The 18780-nt window shown below is 70.6% G+C and carries 19 protein-coding genes; 12 read left to right on the forward strand and 7 right to left on the reverse strand.

From position 1 onward, the window contains the following. Positions 1 to 51: 51 nt before the first annotated feature. Positions 52 to 1452 carry an acetate metabolism transcriptional regulator RamB gene (ramB, locus tag LB823_RS22325; RefSeq protein ID WP_224651743.1) on the reverse strand — a complete coding sequence of 467 codons (1401 nt, stop codon included), beginning with the start codon at positions 1450 to 1452 and terminating at the stop codon, positions 52 to 54. 402 nt (positions 1453 to 1854) lie between these two features. On the opposite strand from ramB, the gene aceA reads away from it, so the two are divergent. The 4 genes from aceA (at position 1855) to LB823_RS22345 (ending at position 5990) form a co-directional block, all read left to right on the forward strand. Beyond that, positions 1855 to 3147, forward strand: a complete 1293-nt coding sequence (gene aceA / locus LB823_RS22330) for an isocitrate lyase (RefSeq protein WP_224651744.1) — start codon at positions 1855 to 1857, stop codon at positions 3145 to 3147. 157 nt (positions 3148 to 3304) lie between these two features. Beyond that, positions 3305 to 4174, forward strand: coding sequence for a 3-hydroxybutyryl-CoA dehydrogenase (locus LB823_RS22335; RefSeq protein ID WP_224651746.1), 870 nt, complete (start codon positions 3305 to 3307; stop codon positions 4172 to 4174). A gap of 77 nt (positions 4175 to 4251) precedes the next feature. After that, entirely contained in the window at positions 4252 to 5202 is a 951-nt protein-coding gene (locus LB823_RS22340) for an NAD(P)/FAD-dependent oxidoreductase (protein ID WP_224651748.1), read from the forward strand. Positions 5203 to 5237: 35 nt separating this feature from the next. Continuing rightward, positions 5238 to 5990, forward strand: coding sequence for a class I SAM-dependent methyltransferase (locus LB823_RS22345; RefSeq protein ID WP_224651750.1), 753 nt, complete (start codon positions 5238 to 5240; stop codon positions 5988 to 5990). Between the two features lie 13 nt (positions 5991 to 6003). Here the strand turns inward: LB823_RS22345 and LB823_RS22350 are convergent, their stop codons facing one another. Then, positions 6004 to 6888 carry a LysR family transcriptional regulator gene (locus tag LB823_RS22350; protein WP_224651752.1) on the reverse strand — a complete coding sequence of 295 codons (885 nt, stop codon included), beginning with the start codon at positions 6886 to 6888 and terminating at the stop codon, positions 6004 to 6006. Positions 6889 to 7011: 123 nt separating this feature from the next. Here LB823_RS22350 and LB823_RS22355 point away from each other — a divergent pair, with 123 nt between their 5' ends. Together LB823_RS22355 and LB823_RS22360 are read left to right on the forward strand one after the other, a co-directional pair. Further along, entirely contained in the window at positions 7012 to 7761 is a 750-nt protein-coding gene (locus LB823_RS22355; RefSeq protein ID WP_068626462.1) for an SDR family oxidoreductase, read from the forward strand. Positions 7762 to 7847: 86 nt separating this feature from the next. Beyond that, positions 7848 to 9077 carry a low temperature requirement protein A gene (locus LB823_RS22360; RefSeq protein WP_224651754.1) on the forward strand — a complete coding sequence of 410 codons (1230 nt, stop codon included), beginning with the start codon at positions 7848 to 7850 and terminating at the stop codon, positions 9075 to 9077. 425 nt (positions 9078 to 9502) lie between these two features. Here LB823_RS22360 and LB823_RS22365 read toward each other — a convergent pair whose 3' ends face one another. Continuing rightward, positions 9503 to 10357 carry a polyphosphate kinase 2 family protein gene (locus tag LB823_RS22365; protein WP_224651756.1) on the reverse strand — a complete coding sequence of 285 codons (855 nt, stop codon included), beginning with the start codon at positions 10355 to 10357 and terminating at the stop codon, positions 9503 to 9505. Between the two features lie 170 nt (positions 10358 to 10527). Here LB823_RS22365 and LB823_RS22370 point away from each other — a divergent pair, with 170 nt between their 5' ends. The 5 genes from LB823_RS22370 to LB823_RS22390 all read left to right on the forward strand — a co-directional run bounded on the left by LB823_RS22370 (position 10528) and on the right by LB823_RS22390 (position 14282). Further along, entirely contained in the window at positions 10528 to 11751 is a 1224-nt protein-coding gene (locus LB823_RS22370; RefSeq protein ID WP_224651772.1) for a DUF445 domain-containing protein, read from the forward strand. An 85-nt stretch (positions 11752 to 11836) separates the two neighbouring features. Next, the gene (locus LB823_RS22375; protein ID WP_224651758.1) at positions 11837 to 12217 is read left to right on the forward strand and encodes a helix-turn-helix domain-containing protein; all 381 of its coding nucleotides are present in this window, start codon (positions 11837 to 11839) and stop codon (positions 12215 to 12217) included. After that, positions 12214 to 12831, forward strand: a complete 618-nt coding sequence (locus tag LB823_RS22380) for a heparin-binding hemagglutinin (protein ID WP_224651760.1) — start codon at positions 12214 to 12216, stop codon at positions 12829 to 12831. The genes LB823_RS22375 and LB823_RS22380 overlap by 4 nt, the downstream gene beginning before the upstream one ends. Before the next feature lie 74 nt (positions 12832 to 12905). Then, positions 12906 to 13205 carry a DUF2516 family protein gene (locus tag LB823_RS22385; protein WP_224651762.1) on the forward strand — a complete coding sequence of 100 codons (300 nt, stop codon included), beginning with the start codon at positions 12906 to 12908 and terminating at the stop codon, positions 13203 to 13205. Between the two features lie 24 nt (positions 13206 to 13229). Then, the gene (locus LB823_RS22390; RefSeq protein ID WP_224651764.1) at positions 13230 to 14282 is read left to right on the forward strand and encodes an alpha/beta fold hydrolase; all 1053 of its coding nucleotides are present in this window, start codon (positions 13230 to 13232) and stop codon (positions 14280 to 14282) included. Positions 14283 to 14391: 109 nt separating this feature from the next. Here the strand turns inward: LB823_RS22390 and purU are convergent, their stop codons facing one another. Then, the gene (purU, locus tag LB823_RS22395; RefSeq protein ID WP_224651766.1) at positions 14392 to 15267 is read right to left on the reverse strand and encodes a formyltetrahydrofolate deformylase; all 876 of its coding nucleotides are present in this window, start codon (positions 15265 to 15267) and stop codon (positions 14392 to 14394) included. A gap of 7 nt (positions 15268 to 15274) precedes the next feature. Here purU and deoC point away from each other — a divergent pair, with 7 nt between their 5' ends. Then, the gene (deoC, locus tag LB823_RS22400; protein WP_224651775.1) at positions 15275 to 15979 is read left to right on the forward strand and encodes a deoxyribose-phosphate aldolase; all 705 of its coding nucleotides are present in this window, start codon (positions 15275 to 15277) and stop codon (positions 15977 to 15979) included. A gap of 44 nt (positions 15980 to 16023) precedes the next feature. Here deoC and LB823_RS22405 read toward each other — a convergent pair whose 3' ends face one another. The 3 genes from LB823_RS22405 to LB823_RS22415 all read right to left on the reverse strand — a co-directional run. Further along, a complete protein-coding gene (locus LB823_RS22405) occupies positions 16024 to 17307 on the reverse strand; it encodes a cytochrome P450 (RefSeq protein WP_224651777.1) in 1284 nt (427 codons plus the stop codon). An 11-nt stretch (positions 17308 to 17318) separates the two neighbouring features. Beyond that, on the reverse strand, positions 17319 to 17888 hold the full coding sequence (locus tag LB823_RS22410) for a hypothetical protein (protein ID WP_224651768.1): 570 nt from the start codon (positions 17886 to 17888) through the stop codon (positions 17319 to 17321). Between the two features lie 11 nt (positions 17889 to 17899). Next, positions 17900 to 18780 (reverse strand): LmeA family phospholipid-binding protein (locus LB823_RS22415; protein WP_224651770.1); only part of this gene is annotated, 881 nt, incomplete at its 5' end.

The following is an 18780-nucleotide window of genomic DNA, read 5'->3' on the forward strand; positions in this document are numbered from 1 at the left end:
AGGGAGGGGGGAGTTGGTGGAGCGGTCGGCGGGGATGTCGAGGACACGTCCTCAACGGACGAGGTACGGCGAGATGGTGGAGCGGTGCTCGTCGATGTCGAGGGCCTTGCCGATGGCGGGGAAGGCGCGCTGGGGGCAGCCGGCGCGCTCGCAGACGCGGCAGCCGGCGCCGATGGGGGTGGCGTTGGCGTCGGAGAGGTCGAGTCCGCGGGCGTAGACCAGGCGGTGCGCGTGCCGCAGCTCGCAGCCGATGCCGATGGCGAAGGTCTTGCCGGGCTGGCCGTACCGCGCGGCCCGCCGCTCGACGGTGCGCGCGACCCACAGGTAGTTGCGGCCGTCGGGCATCTCGACGATCTGCGTGATGATCTTGCCCGGCCACGCGAAGGTCTCGTAGACGTTCCAGAGTGGGCAGGTGCCGCCGGATGCGGAGAAGTGGAAGCCGGTGGAGCTCTGCCGCTTGCTCATGTTGCCCGCGCGGTCGACGCGGACGAAGGACAGCGGCACGCCGCGCAGGTTGGGCCGCTGCAGCGTCGACATGCGGTGCGCGATGGTCTCGTAGCTCACGGAGAAGAACGCGGACAGCCGCTCGATGTCGTACTCGAACTCCTCCGCGGCGCCGTGGAACTGTGTGTACGGCAGAACGACGGCCGCGGCGTAGTAGTTCGCGAGCCCCAGCCGGGCGAGGGCGCGGGCCTCGTCGGAGCCGAAGGCGGCACCGTCGACCAGAGCGTCGATCTCCCGGCCGCACTCGAGGTAGGCGAGCTCGGCCGCCATCTTGAAGACCTGCTGCCCGCTCGACAGGTGGCGATTGATCTCGAGCACGCGGGTGCGGGGGTCGTAGCGGTGCAGCACCGTCTCCCCGAGGTCGACGCGGCGCCGGATCGACACGTTGTGCACGGCCTCGAGTCGGGTGACGATCTCGGTGCGCACGTCGGCGTTGTGCATGCGCATCCGCGCGGTGAGCTCCTCGGCGGCGACGTCGAGCTCGTGGAAGTAGTTCTGCCGCTGGTAGAAGAAGTCCCGCACCTCCTCGTGCGGATTCGGGATGCTTCCGCGGGCCCCCGGATCGTTGCGGCCGTCCGTCACCTGGGCCAGCTGATCGGCGGCGCCGAGGTAGCGGCGGTGCAGGGCGACCATCGCGCGGGCGAAGCCGGGGTGGTCGCGCGCGAGCTCGGACAGCTCGTCGGTGCTGGTGGGCGCGTCGACATCCATCGTCACCTCGCGCAGCTCCGCGATCAGCCGCGTCTGGTCCTGGGAGTTGAAGAAGGAGGTGTCGACGCCGAAGACGTCGGTGATCTTCAGCAGCACCGGGACGCTGAGCGGCCGCACGTCGTGCTCGATCTGGTTCAGGTACGACGGCGAGATCTCCAGCGCCTCCGCGAGGGACGCCTGCGACAGCCCGCGCTCCTTGCGCAGGCCGCGGAGTCGTGCCCCCACGAAGGTCTTGGACATGCGGCGAAGTTTAGTCGCGGAGCCGCAGCTACCGACGGGTTACGAGCGTTCGGGCGGAGCTTTGCAGTGAGGTGTGTCACAACGACGGACCGGCGACGAGCGGTGCGCGGCGGCGGACCGTCGGGAATGGGGTCGAGAGGCCCGACGCCCCGCGTCGGCAAACTCCCAGTACGGGCGTACTTTTTTCGCCGACGCCCGCCGCGGACCTTCGCAGGATTAGCAGGATCGGGATGATTTCATGGCTTGCTTTGGCATTGTCGACCGCCTTGGCCTGCGGCTTTAGGTGTGGCACAGTAGGCGAAGGCGCAACGCCGGGACAGCGAATCGGGTTAGCGATAGCCCTCGCTCAGCCTCCCGGTGGCCGATCAGATCCACATCGACGCAGAGAAGAACGGGGAGCCAATGAGCACCGTCGGACAGCCGCGGACCGCCGCCGAGATCCAGCAGGATTGGGACACCAACCCGCGTTGGAAGGGCATCACGCGCGAGTACACCGCCGAGCAGGTCGCCGAGCTGCAGGGCAGCGTCGTCGAGGAGAACACCCTCGCTCGCCGCGGCGCGGAGATCCTGTGGGACGGCGTCACCAAGGGTGACGGCTCCTACATCAACGCCCTGGGTGCCCTCACCGGCAACATGGCCGTGCAGCAGGTGCGCGCCGGCCTCAAGGCGATCTACCTCTCCGGCTGGCAGGTCGCCGGTGACGCGAACCTCTCGGGCCACACCTACCCCGACCAGTCGCTGTACCCGGCCAACTCGGTGCCGGCTGTCGTGCGTCGCATCAACAACGCCATGCTCCGCGCCGACGAGATCGCCCGCGTCGAGGGTGACAAGTCCGTCGACAACTGGGTCGTGCCGATCGTGGCCGACGGCGAGGCCGGCTTCGGTGGCGCCCTGAACGTCTACGAGCTGCAGAAGGCCATGATCGCAGCGGGTGCCGCCGGTACCCACTGGGAGGATCAGCTCGCCTCGGAGAAGAAGTGCGGCCACCTCGGTGGCAAGGTGCTCATCCCCACCCAGCAGCACATCCGCACCCTGACCTCGGCCCGTCTGGCCGCCGACGTGGCGAACACCCCCACCGTGGTCATCGCGCGCACCGACGCCGAGGCTGCCACCCTGATCACCTCGGACGTCGACGATCGCGACAAGCCGTTCGTGACCGGTGAGCGCACCGCCGAGGGCTTCTACAACATCAAGAACGGCATCGAGCCGTGCATCGCCCGCGCCAAGGCCTACGCGCCGTACGCGGACATGATCTGGATGGAGACCGGCGTTCCGGACCTCGAGGTCGCCAAGAAGTTCGCCGAGTCGGTCAAGGCCGAGTTCCCGGACCAGCTGCTGTCCTACAACTGCTCGCCGTCCTTCAACTGGAAGCAGGCGCTGGACGACGCGACCATCGCCAAGTTCCAGAAGGAGCTGGGCGCGATGGGCTTCACCTTCCAGTTCATCACGCTGGCCGGCTTCCACGCCCTCAACCACTCGATGTTCGACCTGGCCTACGGCTACGCCCGCGAGGGCATGACCGCCTACGTCGACCTGCAGGAGCGCGAGTTCGCGTCCGAGGCGCGCGGCTACACCGCCACCAAGCACCAGCGTGAGGTCGGCGCCGGCTACTTCGACCGCATCGCCACCACCGTCGACCCCAACACCTCGACGGCTGCTCTCAAGGGCTCCACCGAGGAGGGCCAGTTCCACTAGGAACTGGCAGGCCCGCCTCTCCGGGAATCTAGCCGATCGCAGGCGGTCCGTGACTTTCGTCGCGGGCCGCCTGTGGCGTATGTGGGTACGTTCTGGGCGTACCCCTGCAGAGTTACCTCCGTCTCACCTCTAGTCGTTGTTACGTTAGGAAGTTCTTATGAGCGAAGCAGTTTCGCGGGTCGGCGTCGTCGGCGCGGGCCAGATGGGCGGCGGCATCGCCGAGGTGTCCGCGCGCGCGGGCGCCGACGTGCTGGTCTGGGAGGCCACCGAGGAGCTCGCGGCCGGCGGCCGCGCCCGCATTCTCAAGTCGCTGGACCGCGCGGTGTCCAGCGGCAAGATCACCGAGCGTGAGCGCGACCAGGCCGCCGAGCGGCTGAAGTTCACCACCGACCTCGCCGACTTCGCGGACCGCCAGCTGGTGGTCGAGGCGATCGTCGAGAACGAGGCCGTCAAGGCCGAGATCTTCGGAAAGCTCGACGCGGTCATCACCGACCCCGACGCCGTGCTCGCGTCCAACACCTCGTCGCTGCCGATCCAGCGCATCGCCACCGCCACGAAGAACCCCGGCCGCGTGCTGGGCCTGCACTTCTTCAACCCGGTGCCCGTGCTGCCGCTGGTCGAGGTGATCAGCTCGCTGTCGACGTCGGAGGCCGCAGCGGCGCGCGCCGAGCAGTTCGCGTCCGAGGTGCTGGGCAAGCAGGTCGTGCGCGCGACGGACCGCTCCGGCTTCATCGTCAACGCGCTGCTGGTGCCGTACCTGCTCTCGGCGATCCGCATGTACGAATCGGGCTTCGCCACCGCCGAGGACATCGACAAGGGCATGATGCTCGGCTGCGCCCACCCGATGGGCCCGCTCAAGCTGGCCGACCTCGTCGGCCTGGACACGGTGAAGTTCATCGCCGACGCGATGTACGCCGAGTACAAGGAGCCCACCTACGCCGCGCCGCCGCTGCTGCTGCGCCTGGTGGAGGCCGGCTACGTCGGCAAGAAGTCGGGCCGCGGGATCTACGAGTACCCCGCGAAGTAGGTTCGCCCCGGGCGAGAATGTTGCTGAACCGGCAAGGAAACTTGCCGGTTCAGCCGTTTCCGGCGCACGGTGGAGCCATGAACGCAACGCAGATCCTGGACACCGTCATCGTCGGCGGCGGGGCCGCCGGCCTCACCGCCGCGCAGGTCCTCGGCCGGGCGCGACGGGACGTCACCGTCGTCGACGCGGGCGCGCCCCGCAACGCCCCGGCCGAGCACATGCACGGCTACCTCGGCCACGACGGACTGAACCCCGCCGAGCTCCTCGCCATCGGCCGGCGCGAGGCGCAGGCCTACGGCGTGCGCATCCTCGCCGGCGCCGCGACCGGCGTGCGCCGGGACGGAGACTTGATCGAGGTCACCGTCGGCGACGAGGTGCTGCGCGCCCGCACCCTGCTGGTCGCCACCGGCCTCACCGACGTACTGCCCGACGTCCCCGGCGTCGCCGAGCGCTTCGGCCGCGATGCCATCCACTGCCCCTTCTGCCACGGCTACGAGGTGCGTGACCGGCCACTCGCCGTGCTCGGTGGCGACAACCCCGCCATGTCGGTGCACCAGGCGCTGCTCATCCCGCAGTGGTCCCGCGACCTGATCTTCTTCACCAACGGCCTGGAGATCGACGACGCCGACCGGGCGCGGATCGAGGCGCGCGGGACCCGCATCGTCGACGGTGCCGTGGCAGGCCTGGTCGTCGAGGACGATGCCCTGCGCGCCGTCCGCCTCGCCGACGGAACCGAGATCCCGCGCGAGGCCGTCTTCGTCGGCCCGCGATTCGTGCCGCAGGACGACCTGCTCCTGCAGCTGGGTGCCGAGCGCGGCGCCGCCGGGCCCTTCCCGACGGTCCCCGTCGACCCGATGGGTGCGGTCGCCGGGCAGCCGGGCGTGTGGGCGGCCGGCAACGTCGTGAACCCGATGGCGCAGGTCATCGTCGCGGCCGGAGCGGGCTCCGTCGCCGCGACCGCGATCAGCGCACACCTGCTCGAGTGCGACATCGCGGCGGACCTCGCCCGGGTCGCGCCCGCGATCTGACCCGGCCCGGGAGGGCGGCGCGCTAGCGTGGCCGCATGACCAGCGCACTCGACCGGGTGGAGGCACTCCTCGACCCCGGCCGGCTCGGCCGCGAGCCCGACCGCAGCCACGGCTACCTCGACGTCCTCGGCCCCGACAGCGCGAAGCCGACGGGCCTGAGCAACGCGCTGATGCACAACCCGGCGCTGGCCGCGGTGTACGAGAAGGCGTGGCGGCCCGCCTTCACCCGGCTGTTCAGCCTCGGCGGCAGTGGCACGCTCAGCCGCACCGACGTGCTGCTCGAGGAGCTCACCGGCCGGGGCGAGCAGAAGGTCCTCGACGTCGCCTGCGGGCCCGGCCTCTACACGAAGCCGCTGGCCCGCAAGCTGCGCGGCGAGGGCGTCGTCGTCGGGCTCGACGTCTCCGAGGCCATGCTGCAGCGCGCGGTGCGCGACCACACCGACGACCGCGTCGCCTACGTGCGCGGCAGCGCCCTCGAGGTGCCCTTCCCGGACGACACCTTCGACACCGTGGTCTGCCTCGCCGCGCTGTACCTGATCCCGGCGCCCCGGCTCGCGGTCCGCGAGATCTGCCGCGTCGCCAAGCCGGGCGGCCGGGTGGCGCTCTTCACCTCGCTGCAGACGCCGCTCACGTCGGTCCTCGGCTCGTCGACCGCGGAGCGCGTCTCCGGCTTCCGCTGGTTCGGCAAGGACGAGATCACCGGCTGGCTGCGGGACTACGGCCTCGTCGACGTGCAGCAGACCGTCAGCGGGCAGGGGCAGTTCGTCACGGCCCGCAAGCCGCAGTGACCCGGCGGGGCGGTCACGCCGGGGGATAGGCGGCGAGCAGCTCCGCGCGCAGCGGGTCCGTCGTGTGCGGCGCCCACAGCGCCTGGACGGGGACCTGCGGGGCGTCGTCGAGCTCGACGACGGTGACCCGGCCCCCGAACCGCGGTCCCGAGGGGTCGGTGACGAAGGCCGCCGCGTGCGGCGAGGTCAGCACCGCCGTCGCTGGCGGCGTGCCCTGGACGCGGTTGACCAGCAGGTCCGGCTCGAAGCCCGCGCGCCGGCACTGCGCGACGAGGAAGTCCGTGTAGAACGAGGCGTGCGGCGGCGCCCACACCACGATGGGCGCGCCGGCGAGATCCGCCAGCGCCAGCGATTCCCGGCCGGCCAGCTCGTGGTCGTGGTGCAGCGCGACTCGCATGCGGTGATAGGTCAGCGTGACCCCCGCCAGCCGGTCCGGGAGGGCGACGCCCCGGCGCAGCACCAGGTCGACGGTGCCCGCCTCCAGTTCGTCGACCATCGCCGACGGGAACAGCTCGCGCACGGTGATCGACGGCGACTCCGGCCGATCGATGAGCGGTTCGAGCAGCTCGTAGGCCTCCTCGGCGGTCACCGCCGGGCTGCGCCCTACGACGAACACGCGCGGGCGGTCCGCGCCCGCGGCCCGGGCCCGTGCGGCGAGGAGTCGGGCGCCCGACAGGACGGACGGCGCACCGTCGTATAGGGAGCGGGCGGCGGCGGTCGGGGCGAGGCGACGCCCGGACCGGGTGAACAGTGGCGTGCCGAGCTCCCGCTCGAGCTGGCGGAGCGCGGCGGAGAGGGCCTGCTGGCTCAGGTGCAGGCGGGCGGCCGCGGCGGCGAGGGAGGGCTCCTCCATCGCGGCGACGAACTGCTCCAGGCGGCGTAGATCGGGTGTGGTCACCCCGCCAGCATTCCACAAGCAGTATTGGTGAATCCTTCGGAAAGATTCGATTGTTGCTTGTGTGTTCACTGCGTACGTTGGGTATTGCAAAGGGTATCCCAACTCGACGAAGGAGAGACATCCATGACGAAGCTCGCAGGGAAGACCGCAGTCGTCGCCGGTGGCGGCAAGAACCTCGGCGGCCTGGTCAGCCGTCACCTGGCCGGCCTCGGTGCGAACGTGGTCGTGCACTACAACAGCCCGTCGTCGGAGGCGGAGGCCCGCGAGACCGCGGCCGCCGTCGAGGCCGCGGGCGGCAAGGCGCTGCTCTTCCAGGGCGACCTCACCGCGCCCGCGAAGGTCACCGAGCTGTTCGACGCGGCCGTCGCCGAGTTCGGCGGCGTCGACGTGGCCGTCAACACCGTCGGCAAGGTGCTGCGCAAGCCGATCCTCGAGACCAGCGAGGAGGAGTACGACTCCATGCTGGACATCAACGCGAAGGCCGCCTACTTCTTCATCAAGGAGGCGGGCCGCACGCTGAACGACGACGGCACGCTCATCACCATCGTCACCGCGCTGCTCGGCGCCTTCACCGACGGCTACTCCACGTACGCGGGCGGCAAGTCGCCGGTGGAGCACTTCAACCGCGCCGCGGCCAAGGAGTTCGGCGTCCGCGGGATCAGCGTCAACGCCATCGCGCCCGGCCCGATGGACACGCCCTTCTTCTACGGCCAGGAGACGCCCGAGCGCGTCGAGTTCCACAAGTCGCAGGGGATGGGCAACCGTCTCACGTTCATCGAGGACATCGCGCCGATCGTCGACTTCCTCTCCACCGACGGCCACTGGATCACCGGCCAGACGCTGTTCGCGAACGGCGGTTACACCACGCGCTGACAACGGCGCGCGCCGGCGGTCCGGCGGGCCTACGATGATCGACGTTTCGTGCGATCACGAATACGACGACGAGCAGGAGATCTTCTGTGACCGATGGACCGTCGGCGGTGCGCCGCCGCTTGACCCGGATGGCGGGGCGCGACCCCCACGAGGAGGGCCGGACGGCCACCACGCTGGAGCTGTTCTTCGACCTCACCTTCGTGGTGGTCTTCTCCCTCGCCGGGGTGCAGCTCGCCGACGCGATCGCGGAGGCGCACTACTTCACGGCCTTCCTGGGCTTCGGGTTCTGCGCCTTCGCCGCGATCTGGGCGTGGATCAACTTCACCTGGATGGCCTCGGCCTTCGACACCGACGACTGGCTCTTCCGCGCCGTCACCATGCTGCAGATGATCGGCGTCTGCATCATGGCCCTCGGCATCGAGCCCTTCTTCACCTCGGTGACCGCCGGCGACCGGCCGAACAACACGGTGCTCGTCATCGGCTACGTCGTGATGCGCGTGGCGCTGCTCGCGCAATGGGCCCGCGTGGCCGTCTCCTCGCCGCAGTACCGCTCCGCCGCGATCACCTACATCATCGCGATCACGATCGCCCAGATCGGCTGGCTGATCACGGCGTTCGCGCCGCTGACGCTGGGGCAGATCATCGCGGCCGGCCTGGTCCTGTACGTCGTGGAGCTCGGCGGGCCGTACATCGCGGAGCGGCGTCAGCGCACCCCGTGGAACCCGCACCACATCGCCGAGCGCTACGGCCTGCTCACCATCATCACCCTCGGCGAGGGCGTGGTCGGCACCGTCATCGCGCTGCAGGCACTGCTCAAGGCGCAGGGCTGGAGCCTCGACATCGCCGTGCTCGGCGTCGCGGCGATGGTGCTGAACCTGTCGATCTGGTGGATCTACTTCTCGATCCCCGTCGGCCACGCGCTGGTCCGCAACACCAACAAGTGCTTCGCGTGGGGCTACGGGCACATCGCGATCTTCATGGCGATCGCCGCCTTCGGCGCCGGGCTGCACGTCGAGGCGCTGGGCATCTCGCACGAGGCGCACGTGAGCAACGTGGTGGTCGCGTCGGCGTTCGTCATCCCGCTGGCCGTCGCGGTGCTCGGGATCGAGATCATGGACGCCTACCTCACCGGGTTCGACGGCCACCGCGCCGTCACCGTCGGCATCACCCTGGCCCTGCTCGGCGCCGGCGTCGCGGCCGTCGCCGCCGGGGCCACGCCGCTGGCCGCGCTGGTGTGGAGCGCGATCGCCCTGCTGGTGCAGGTCGTCGTCGAGGAGCTGTGGTCCGGCAAGCGCCGGGCCGAGCGCCTCGCGTAGGCCCGACGGTGCCGGGGCGGTTTGGCCCCGGTGCCCCGGTGCGCCGGGCGCGCGCCATCGGTGACCATGTCGCTTCGGTGAGCTATGCGCGCCGCGCATACCCCTATCGATGCAGTTCAGGGCAGTTCAGGGCAGTTCAGGGCAGTTCCGGGGGGATGGGCATGCATCCGATGCATACCCGCCTAGGGCGCCTAGTGCGGCGATCCGGGCACCGCGGCGTCCGCGGACCCGACAGGCGGAAGCTCCCGCACCGTCGTCCCCCGCGCCGCGCCGATCCGCGGCTCCGGCGTTCGAGCCCCCACGAGAAGCCGCGCTTCCAGTGGGGGAGCGGTCGTCCCCCGCGCGACGTCTCCTCCCCAGTCGACGCCGCCCGGCACCGTCGGACCGAGCGGCCCGGCACCGTCGGACCCGACGGGGCGGAGTGGTCAGGCCTTCTCGAGCCGCGCCTTCTCGTGCTCGACGTCGAAGTCGGCGGGCGGCCAGTCGAGGTTCAGGGCCTCCAGGGCCTCGATGAGCAGCTCGGTGATCGCGAGCCGGCTGAACCACTTCCGGTCGGCGGGGATGATGTGCCACGGCGCACCGTCGACGCTGGTGCGGTCGAGCATGGCCTGGTAGGCCTCCTGGTACGTGGGCCAGTAGCCGCGCTCGTCGATGTCGGCGGGGTTGTACTTCCAGTACTTGTCGGGGCGGTCCAGTCGCTCCGCGAGGCGCTTCTTCTGCTCGTCCAGCGAGACGAACATCGCGCACTTGACGATCGTCGTGCCCGCGGCGATGAGGTCTTCCTCGAAGTCGTTGATGATCTCGTAGCGCGGCTCCCAGACGGCCGGCGGCACCAGGTCGTGCACGCGCACCACCAGCACGTCCTCGTAGTGCGAGCGGTCGAAGACGCCGATCTGGCCGCCCTTCGGAGTCTGCTTGTGGATGCGCCACAGGAAGTCGTGCGCGAGCTCCTCCTCGGTCGGCTTCCCGAACGACGCGGTCTTCACGCCCTGCGGGTCGACCATGCCGATCACGTGCCGGACGATGCCGCCCTTGCCGGCGGTGTCCATGCCCTGCAGCACCAGCAGGACCGAGCGGTGATCGCCCGCGCGGCCGTTGGCGTAGAGCAGCTCCTGGAGCTCCGAGAGCCGGGCCCCGCGCTCGGCGAGGAGCTGCTCGCCGAGCGCCTTGTCACCGTCGAATCCCGGCTTGCCGGAGGTGTCGATGTCCTGGACCGTGGACCCCGGCTGCCACCGCAGAGCTGCGGACGCGGAACCGGACCAACCGTTGTCGTTCGCCATGGAGTCACCCTATCCGGCGCGCGGCGCCGATCTTCGGGCAAGATCGACTCGTGACGGTGTCATCTCCCGCGGGAACCCCGCAGTCGTCCGGGACGAGTTCGACGTCCCGCATTCCGGCGAGTCCGTTCGGCGGCACGCCCGACGACCAGAAGAAGCGCGACCTGCGCAAGATGAAGGCGCTCGCCCTCTCCTTCCTCATCGGCGCGGCGGTCGTCTACCTGTTCTGCGAGTACCTGGACACGAAGGGCGCGAACCTTCCCATCGCCGGCCCGTGGGTCGGGTACGTCAAGGCGGCGGCCGAGGCGGGCATGGTCGGCGGCCTGGCCGACTGGTTCGCCGTGACCGCGCTGTTCCGGCACCCCCTGGGCCTGCCGATCCCGCACACCGCGATCATCAAGCGCAAGAAGGACCAGCTCGGCGACGCCCTCGGCGGCTTCGTGGAGAGCAACTTCCTCACCCCCGAGGTGATCGCGGAGAAGGTCGGCTCGCTCGACCTGAGCGGCCGCGTCGCGAACTGGATGGCCGACCCGGACAACTCGCAGAAGCTGGGCGGCGAGGCGGCCAAGCTGGTCAAGGTGATGAGCGAGGTGCTGCGCGACGAGGACGTCGAGGCGGTGCTCAACTCGACGATCATCAAGCGGCTGGCGGAGCCCGAATGGGGCCCGCCCATCGGTCGCCTGGTGGAGACGCTGCTGCAGGAGCAGCGACAGCTGCCGCTGATCAACCTGCTCGCCGAGCGCGCCCACCACTGGGCCCTGGGCAGCCAGGGCGTCATCGACAAGATCGTCGACACCGACGGTCCGCAGTGGTCGCCCAAGTTCGTCAACTCGCTGCTGGGGGAGCGGATCTACCGCGAGCTCGTCGAGTTCACGTGGAAGGTGCGCAGCGACCCGGACCACGAGGTCCGGCAGGCCATGAGCACCTTCCTGTGGGACTTCGCGTCGGACCTGCAGCACGATCCGCGCACCATCGCCAAGGTCGAGGACGTCAAGGCCGAGCTGATGGGCCGCGAGGAGGTGCGCACCGCGGCGCAGGCGGCGTGGCGGGCCGCGAAGCGGATGATCGAGGCCTCCGTCGAGGATCCCGATTCCACGCTGCGGGAGAAGTTCAGCGAGTCGGCGGCCCGGTTCGGCGTGCGGCTGCGCGACGACCAGGGGCTGCGCGACAAGGTCGACTTCTGGGTCGACCGGTCGGTGCGGCACCTCGTCGAGAACTATGCGAGCCAGATCACATCGATCATCACGGACACCGTCGCGCGCTGGGACGCCGACGAGGCCTCCGACAAGATCGAGCTCGCCGTGGGGCGTGACCTGCAGTTCATCCGGATCAACGGCACCGTCGTGGGCTCCATCGCGGGCCTGGTCATCTACTCGATCACCCAGATCTTCTTCTGATTGAAATCACCCTGCTAGCAAACTGCTTGCAAGAGCTAGCACTAGCTGTTAGCGTGGTGTCAGCCGCGCAGACGGGAGACCGGAAATGTCGAGCGACGAAGAGACCGTAGAGAATTCGGGATCTGACATCGGAGCGTTCATTCGGTCGCAACGTCTTGCGGCGGAGGTGTCCATCCGGCAGCTGGCCGAGCGGGCGGGGGTTTCCAACCCGTATCTCAGCCAGATCGAGCGGGGGCTCCGACGACCGTCGGCCGACGTGCTCGGGCAGATCGCCAAAGCGCTGCGGCTCTCGGCGGAGGTGCTCTACGTACAGGCCGGGATCCTCGAGGAGCGTCCGGAATCCCCGGTGCGCGACGCGTTGATCGCGGACACGACCATCACCGAGCGGCAGAAGCAGGCACTTCTCGAGATCTACGAGAGCTTCCGCCGCGAGAACGAGACTGCATTGAAGGAGATCACCCCATGACCGAGCAGACCCTGAAGACCCCGCTGTTCGCCACCATCGGCGCCGGCGATTACGCGTACGAGGCCGTGTCCGAGGTGATCGAGAAGCTGCGCGCCGCCGCGACCGACGCTTCGAAGGACTTCGACGCCCGCGTGGCCGAGGCCAAGGCCAAGTTCGAGGACGCCACCGGCACCGCCACCACCAAGCTGACCGAGGCCAAGGACGGCCTGCCCAAGGACGTCGACGAGCTGCGCGCCAAGTTCACCGCCGACGAGCTCCGCAAGGTCGCCGCCGCCTACATCCAGGTCGCCACCGACATCTACGACTCGCTCGCCGAGCGCGGCGAGACCGCCTTCGAGCGGATCAAGTCCGGCTCCGTGATCGAGGACGCCACCGAGCAGGCCACCAAGGCCTACAACTCGGCCGTCGAGCTGACCGAGTCCTCGCTGGGCCAGGTCGCCACCGCCACCAAGCAGGTCGGCGAGCGCGCCGCCAAGCTGGTCGGCCGCGCGGGCGACGAGGTCGAGGCCGCCGCCGACAAGGCCGAGGCCGCCGTCGAGGAGACCACCGCGAAGGCCGCCACCGCGGTCAAGAAGGCCGCCCCCAAGGCCGCCGCGAAGAAGACCGACGCGTAATCCGCGTCACTGAAAGCTCCACCCCGGGCGCCCGGCGGCACTGCCGCCGGGCGCCCGACCTTTAGGCTGGTGTCATGGACGTCCTCCTCTACGGATTCGGCACCCTCAGCCTGCTCGCGTCGCTCGTGATCACGGTCGCGCTGCTCGCGACGGGCGCCTTCTGCCTCATCCACGCCCTGCGCGCTCCCGCCGACGCCTTCACGGCCGCGGGGAAGTGGCAGAAGAACTACTGGGTGATCACGCTGGTCGCGAGCCTGCTGCTCGTGCTGGCGGGCCTGAACTACATGGGCACGGTGATCGGCGCGGTCGGCATCCTGGTCTACCTCCTCGACGTGAAGCCCAAGCTCGACGAGATCCGCCGCCCGCGCTATTGAGTATCAGTTAGTAAGGTTGCTCGCATGAAGATCTCCAGGAAGCTCGTCGTCGGCGCCGCGGGCGCCCTCGGCGCCGGTGCCGCCGCCATCGCCGCGAGCGTCGCCGCCTACGCGCTGTCGTCCCCGGCGGAGCCGGCGAACGCCAAGCTGATCGACGACTACGACGGCCCGCACGAGGACGGCGTCGTCGTCTCCGGCGACGGCACCCGCCTGCACACCAGGGTGTGGGGCCCGGCCGACGGTCCGATCGCCGTGCTCATCCACGGCTGGACCTGCAACCTGGCCAACTTCCCGCGGCAGGTCGAGCACCTCGTCAGCCGCGGCTACCGCGTCGTGGCCTACGACCAGCGCGGCCACGGCGAGTCCGAGGCGGGGGCCTTCGCGTTCTCCGCCGGCGTCCTCGCCGACGACCTGCACGCCGTCCTCGCCGCCCACGTGCCGGCGGGCAAGAAGGCGCTGCTCGTCGGGCACAGCATGGGCGCGATCACCATCATGGCCTGGGCCGACAAGTACACCGACGAGGTCGCCGAGCGCGCCCACCACGCGGTGCTCGCCTCCACCTACGCTCGCGACGCCGTCGCCGGGTTCGCCGGCGCCACGCCGCTCGCCGCGCTCCCGCGCGTCGCGCCGCGGCTCACCCAGAAGGTCGGCGACGGGGTCCTCGGAGCCAACGTCAAGGTGCGGCACAACCGCGCGCACACGGCCGTGATCCGCTACACGGCGCTGTGCGGCTACGCCTCCTACGGCGCGGTCAAGTACACCGAGGACATGGTCGCCTCGTGCCCGTCGGACGTGCGCGCCGAGTGGGGCCACGTGCTCGCGAACGTCGACGTCACCGCCGGCCTGCGCAAGATCACGATCCCCACGTCGGTCGCGGTCGGCCAGTTCGACCACCTCACCCCGCCCGCGGACGCCGACATCATCGCCGGCGAGCTCCGCGTCGCCGGGAAGCTGGACCGCTTCGCCGTGATCCGCGACTCCGGCCACATGCTGCCGCTGGAGCAGCCGGAGAAGTTCAACGCCCTCCTGGACTCCATCCTCGACGGTCGCCCCGTCGCCTCCGGGGCGCCGGAGTAGCACCCCGTCGGAGTAGCACCCCGTCGGGAATTGAACGACGTTCTGGAGAGGAAAACCGCAGGTCGGAATCTCCAAAACATCGTTCAATCGCGGGGGCGCGGGGAGCGGGTCAGGAGAAGACGACGGTCTTGCGGCCGTGCACCAGAACGCGGTTCTCGAGGTGCCAGCGCAGGCCGCGGGCCAGCACGACCTTCTCGATGTCGCGGCCGCGGAGCACCATGTCGGCCGCGGCGTCGGCGTGGTCGACGCGCGCGACGTCCTGCTCGATGATCGGGCCCGCGTCGAGGTCCGCCGTCACGTAGTGGCAGGTCGCGCCGATCAGCTTCACGCCGCGCGCGAAGGCCTGGTGGTACGGGCGCGCGCCGATGAAGCTCGGCAGGAAGCTGTGGTGGATGTTGATGGCCCGCCCGGCCCACGCCTCGCATAGGTCCGCGGGCAGCACCTGCATGAACCGCGCCAGGACCACCGCGTCGGGGTTCAGCGCGTCGGTGAGTTCCGCGACGCGGGCGAAGGCCGCCGACTTGTCCTCGCCCGCGCCCGGGAAGGGCACGTGGTGGAAGGGGATGTCGAGGCGCTCCACGAAGTCGCGCAGGTCCTCGTGGTTGCCGATCACCGCGGCGATCCGCGCGTTGAGCTCGCCCGTCGCCACCCGGCCGACGAGGTCGTGCAGGCAGTGCCCCTCCTTGCTGACCAGCACGACGATGTCCTTGCGCTCGGCGCTGGAGGTCAGCCGCCACTCGGTCTCGGGCCCGAGCTCGGCGACGACCTCGGCCTCGAACCGCGCCCGCAACTCGTCGAGCGGGATCGCGACGCTGTCGGCGCGCACGGCCTGACGGGTGAAGAACCAGCCGGAATCGGCGTCGGAGTGGTACCCCGCCTCGACGATCCACCCGCCCACGTCGGCGAGGAAGGTCGAGATGCGCGCGACGATGCCGGTGGTGTCCGGGCAGCCGAGCGTGAGCACATAGCGTGTATCGCGGGTCACGCCCGGTATCGTCTCAGACGTGCTCACACGCTCCGAAGTCGCCGCCCTCGTCGATCACACGCTGCTCAAGCCCGAGGCCACGGAGGCCGCCGCCGCCGCGGCCTACGCGGAGGGGCTGGACCTGGGCGTCTACGCCGTCTGCCTCTCCCCGTCGATGCTGCCGTTGCGCGCCGCGATCGACGCGCACGAGGCGGATCGCCGCGCGCCCAAGGTCTGCGTCGTCGCGGGCTTCCCCTCCGGCAAGCACCACACCCTGATCAAGGCCGCCGAGGCGCGGATGGCGATCGAGGAGGGCGCGCACGAGGTCGACATGGTGATCGACGTCGGGCTCGCGCTGGCCGGCGAGCTGGACCGCGTCTTCTCCGATGTGCTGACCGTCCGTGAGGCCATCGGCGCCGACCCCGTGCTCAAGGTGATCGTCGAGTCCGCGGCGCTGCTCGAGTTCGGCGACGCCGACCTGCTCGCCGAGGTGTGCAAGCGGTCCGTCAAGGGCGGCGCGACCTTCGTCAAGACCTCCACCGGCTTCCACCCGTCGGGCGGCGCGTCCGCGGAGGCGGTGGCGCTCATGCGCGCGGCCGTCGGGCCCGACGTGGGTGTCAAGGCCTCGGGCGGCATCCGCTCCGCCGAGGCCGCGCAGGAGATGATCGACGCCGGCGCCAGCCGCCTCGGCCTCTCCGGCAGCCGCGCGGTGCTCGCCGGCTTCCCCGAGTAGCGCTCGGTCCGCCTGCCCGACGGTGCCGCCCGGCCCCGTCGGGCTCAGGCGAGCTTCGCGGGCAGCGAGGCCCAGCCGTACAGCGTGGAGAGCCCGCGGTGCGTGCCGGGCCCGTCGAGCGCGAGGCCCGGATACCGCTCGAACAGCGCGGACAGGGCGACGACGCCCTCCATCCGGGCCAGCGCCGCGCCGATGCAGGCGTGGATGCCGTAGCCGAAGGCGACGTTCTTCTTCGCCTCGGGCCGCGCGACGTCGAACTCGTGCGGCCGGTCGAAGACGGCAGGGTCGCGGTTCGCGCCCGCCAGCAGCAGCGAGACGACGGTGCCCTCGGCGAAGGCGAAGCCCTCGATCTCGCCGGCCTCCCGCGCGACGCGGGCGGTGCGCTGGACGGGGCTGGAGTACCGCAGGATCTCCTCGACGGCGTTGGGCCACAGCTCGGGCTCGGCGCGCAGCCGTTCCAGCTGCGCGGGGTGCTCCAGCAGCGCGACGACGCCGTTGCCGATGAGGTTCACGGTGGTCTCGAAGCCGGCGCCGATGAGCAGCGCAGCGTTCGTCACCAGCTCGCGGTCGGTGAGCTCGCCGGAGGCTGCGAGGAGTGCGAAGGGATCGTCCGCGGCGGGGTTCGCGCGAACCCGCGCGAAGTGCGCGGTGAGGTATTCGTCGAGGCCGCGCAGCGCGTGCTGGGCGCGCCGGTAGACGGGCCAGTCGAGGCCCGGGTCCAGCAGCGGCGCGGCGGCCTCGCCCCACTCGAGCATGTACTCGTCGTCGGCCTCGGGCAGCCCCAGCAGCCGCCCGATCATCGTGACGGGCAGCCGCGCGGCGTAGCCCGTGACCAGGTCGGGGCGGGGCGCCGCGGCGAGCTCGTCGAGGAGTTCCTCGCTGACGGTCCGCGCGCGATCGGTCAGCGTCGCGATCGCCTTCGGGGTGAAGGTCCGCGCGATCGGGTGGCGGTAGGCGGTGTGCGCCGGGGGCTCGGTCACCAGCATCGACGGTGGCTCGACGGGGTTGGGCAGGTGCGGGTCGGACCGCTCGAGGACGGGGATCAGCGGCCGCGGGAAGCCGAAGTCCTTCGGCTGGATGGTCGCGAACCGCGGGTCGCGCAGCACGGCCCGGCACAGCGCGTGATCGGCCGTCGCGGCGCCGGCCTCGGTACCGATGATCCGGCCCTGCTCGCGGATCCGGTCGAGCCGCTCGTACTGGTCGCCGGGCGCGCCGCTGTAGCCGAGGAGCATCTCCGCCATGGTGTCGCCGCGGGCCGCGCGGCGGGGCAGCGCGTAGCGCGGCAGCCCGTGCAGCACCGCCCAGCGCACCCGCAGCTTCAGGTCCAGCAGCGGCGCCCTCACGGCCGCACCACCGTCGGGTCGAGGACCTCGGCCAGCAGCGGACCGTCGGGCGTCGTGCGCCAGACCCGCACCGGCGAGCCGACGCCCGGGACCTGGGGCTGGAGCAGCTCCTCGCCGGTCGACCGCCACTGCGCCGAGAAGGGCGCACCGTCGCCGACGATCTCGAGGACGAACGCGGTGACGCCCCCGGTGTCCGAGGTGCGCACGCGCCGGTCGTCGACGGTGCCGTGGCCGAGCCGGGCGGTGCCGCGCAGGTCTGCCCACCGCCGCTCGACGTCCCGTTCCTTCGCCGCGTCCCCGAAGGAGGAGAGGTAACCGAACCAGAACCCGGCCAGGACGAGGCCGGGGAAGGCGGTGAACAGCAGCTGGAACCAGAGGCCGGGCGGATCGTCGGCCGCCCAGAGCTGGTACACGAGGACGGCGACGCCGAGGGTGGCGAGCACCAGCCCGGCGCCGAGAACCGCCTTCGCGGTCGCGGTCAGCCGGGTCGGCAGCCCCAGTGCGGCAGGTGGATCCGCGCTGAACTCACGCACGACGTGCACCACCTGGCCGACCGGGGCGTCCATGGCCATCGTCGTTAGACGACCGAGCAGTTCGTGGCGCCGACGTCGGAGCCGCTCTCGATGTCCTTCGGCAGGACGTTCTGGCCCGAGTAGCGCAGCGAGATGCCCTCGTCGGTCATCTTCAGGTCGCTGGCGGTGAGGCCCTTCGGGGTCGGGATGTCGGCGACGGCGGTGATCAGCTGCTGCGCCAGGTCGTCCGGGACGCCGATGCCGAAGACCGACGCCTTGCTCGCCGTGAGCACCACCTTGTTGTCCTTGATGGTGGGCTTGAGGTTCACGGTGACCGGCAGGATCACGGCGGTGCCGCTGATCTCGATCTGGTTCGCGGCGGTGTTCAGCGTGACCTTCGGGTCCGAGATGACCTGCGAGCTGACGACCTTGTTCTTGATGCCGTCGGCGGTGAACGTGCCGAGGATGGTCGCGTCGTCGATCTTGTTGTCGCCGCTCGGCTCGACGCCCTTGAGGAGGAGGTGCGCGTTCAGCCCGGCGGTGCCCTGCATGCCGTCGACCTGGATGTCGATCGACGGGATCTTGCCGCTCGCGTTCTGGATGAGCATCGGCGTCTTCTCGAAGCTGACCTTGACGTCGGTGGCGCTGGTGCCCTTCTTGATGTTGTCCGCGAGGCAGTTCTGCACGTGGTTGCGGATGTACAGCTCGGAGCCGACGAGCACGATCACGAGCACCGCGACGAGGCCCGCGGCCGCGAGGCCGATGAGCTTGCCGGTGGAGCGCTGCTTGGCGGGCTTGGCGGGTCCGCCCTGGCCGCCCTGGCCCGACGGTCCGCCGGGCGGGATCTGGGTGGGCGGCACCGGGGGCACGGGCGGCTGCTGGCCCGGCTCGGGGCGCGCGTGCGCGCCCGACGGCCGCGCCGCGGACTCGATCGGCCGGGTCAGGC

It is taken from the genome of Tsukamurella sp. M9C (genome assembly GCF_020169415.1).
Classification (GTDB): Bacteria; Actinomycetota; Actinomycetes; order Mycobacteriales; family Mycobacteriaceae; genus Tsukamurella.

Coding starts and splice junctions, on each gene's coding strand:
- ramB (WP_224651743.1), bottom strand. CDS start 1,452: ATGTCCAAGACCTTCGTGGGGGCACGACTCCGCGGCCTGCGCAAGGAG.
- LB823_RS22365 (WP_224651756.1), bottom strand. CDS start 10,357: ATGGCGAACGACAACGGTTGGTCCGGTTCCGCGTCCGCAGCTCTGCGG.
- LB823_RS22370 (WP_224651772.1), top strand. CDS start 10,528: ATGAAGGCGCTCGCCCTCTCCTTCCTCATCGGCGCGGCGGTCGTCTAC.
- LB823_RS22410 (WP_224651768.1), bottom strand. CDS start 17,888: ATGGACGCCCCGGTCGGCCAGGTGGTGCACGTCGTGCGTGAGTTCAGC.
- LB823_RS22355 (WP_068626462.1), top strand. CDS start 7,012: ATGACGAAGCTCGCAGGGAAGACCGCAGTCGTCGCCGGTGGCGGCAAG.
- LB823_RS22380 (WP_224651760.1), top strand. CDS start 12,214: ATGACCGAGCAGACCCTGAAGACCCCGCTGTTCGCCACCATCGGCGCC.
- LB823_RS22375 (WP_224651758.1), top strand. CDS start 11,837: ATGTCGAGCGACGAAGAGACCGTAGAGAATTCGGGATCTGACATCGGA.
- LB823_RS22340 (WP_224651748.1), top strand. CDS start 4,252: ATGAACGCAACGCAGATCCTGGACACCGTCATCGTCGGCGGCGGGGCC.
- LB823_RS22345 (WP_224651750.1), top strand. CDS start 5,238: ATGACCAGCGCACTCGACCGGGTGGAGGCACTCCTCGACCCCGGCCGG.
- aceA (WP_224651744.1), top strand. CDS start 1,855: ATGAGCACCGTCGGACAGCCGCGGACCGCCGCCGAGATCCAGCAGGAT.
- LB823_RS22385 (WP_224651762.1), top strand. CDS start 12,906: ATGGACGTCCTCCTCTACGGATTCGGCACCCTCAGCCTGCTCGCGTCG.
- LB823_RS22335 (WP_224651746.1), top strand. CDS start 3,305: ATGAGCGAAGCAGTTTCGCGGGTCGGCGTCGTCGGCGCGGGCCAGATG.
- LB823_RS22390 (WP_224651764.1), top strand. CDS start 13,230: ATGAAGATCTCCAGGAAGCTCGTCGTCGGCGCCGCGGGCGCCCTCGGC.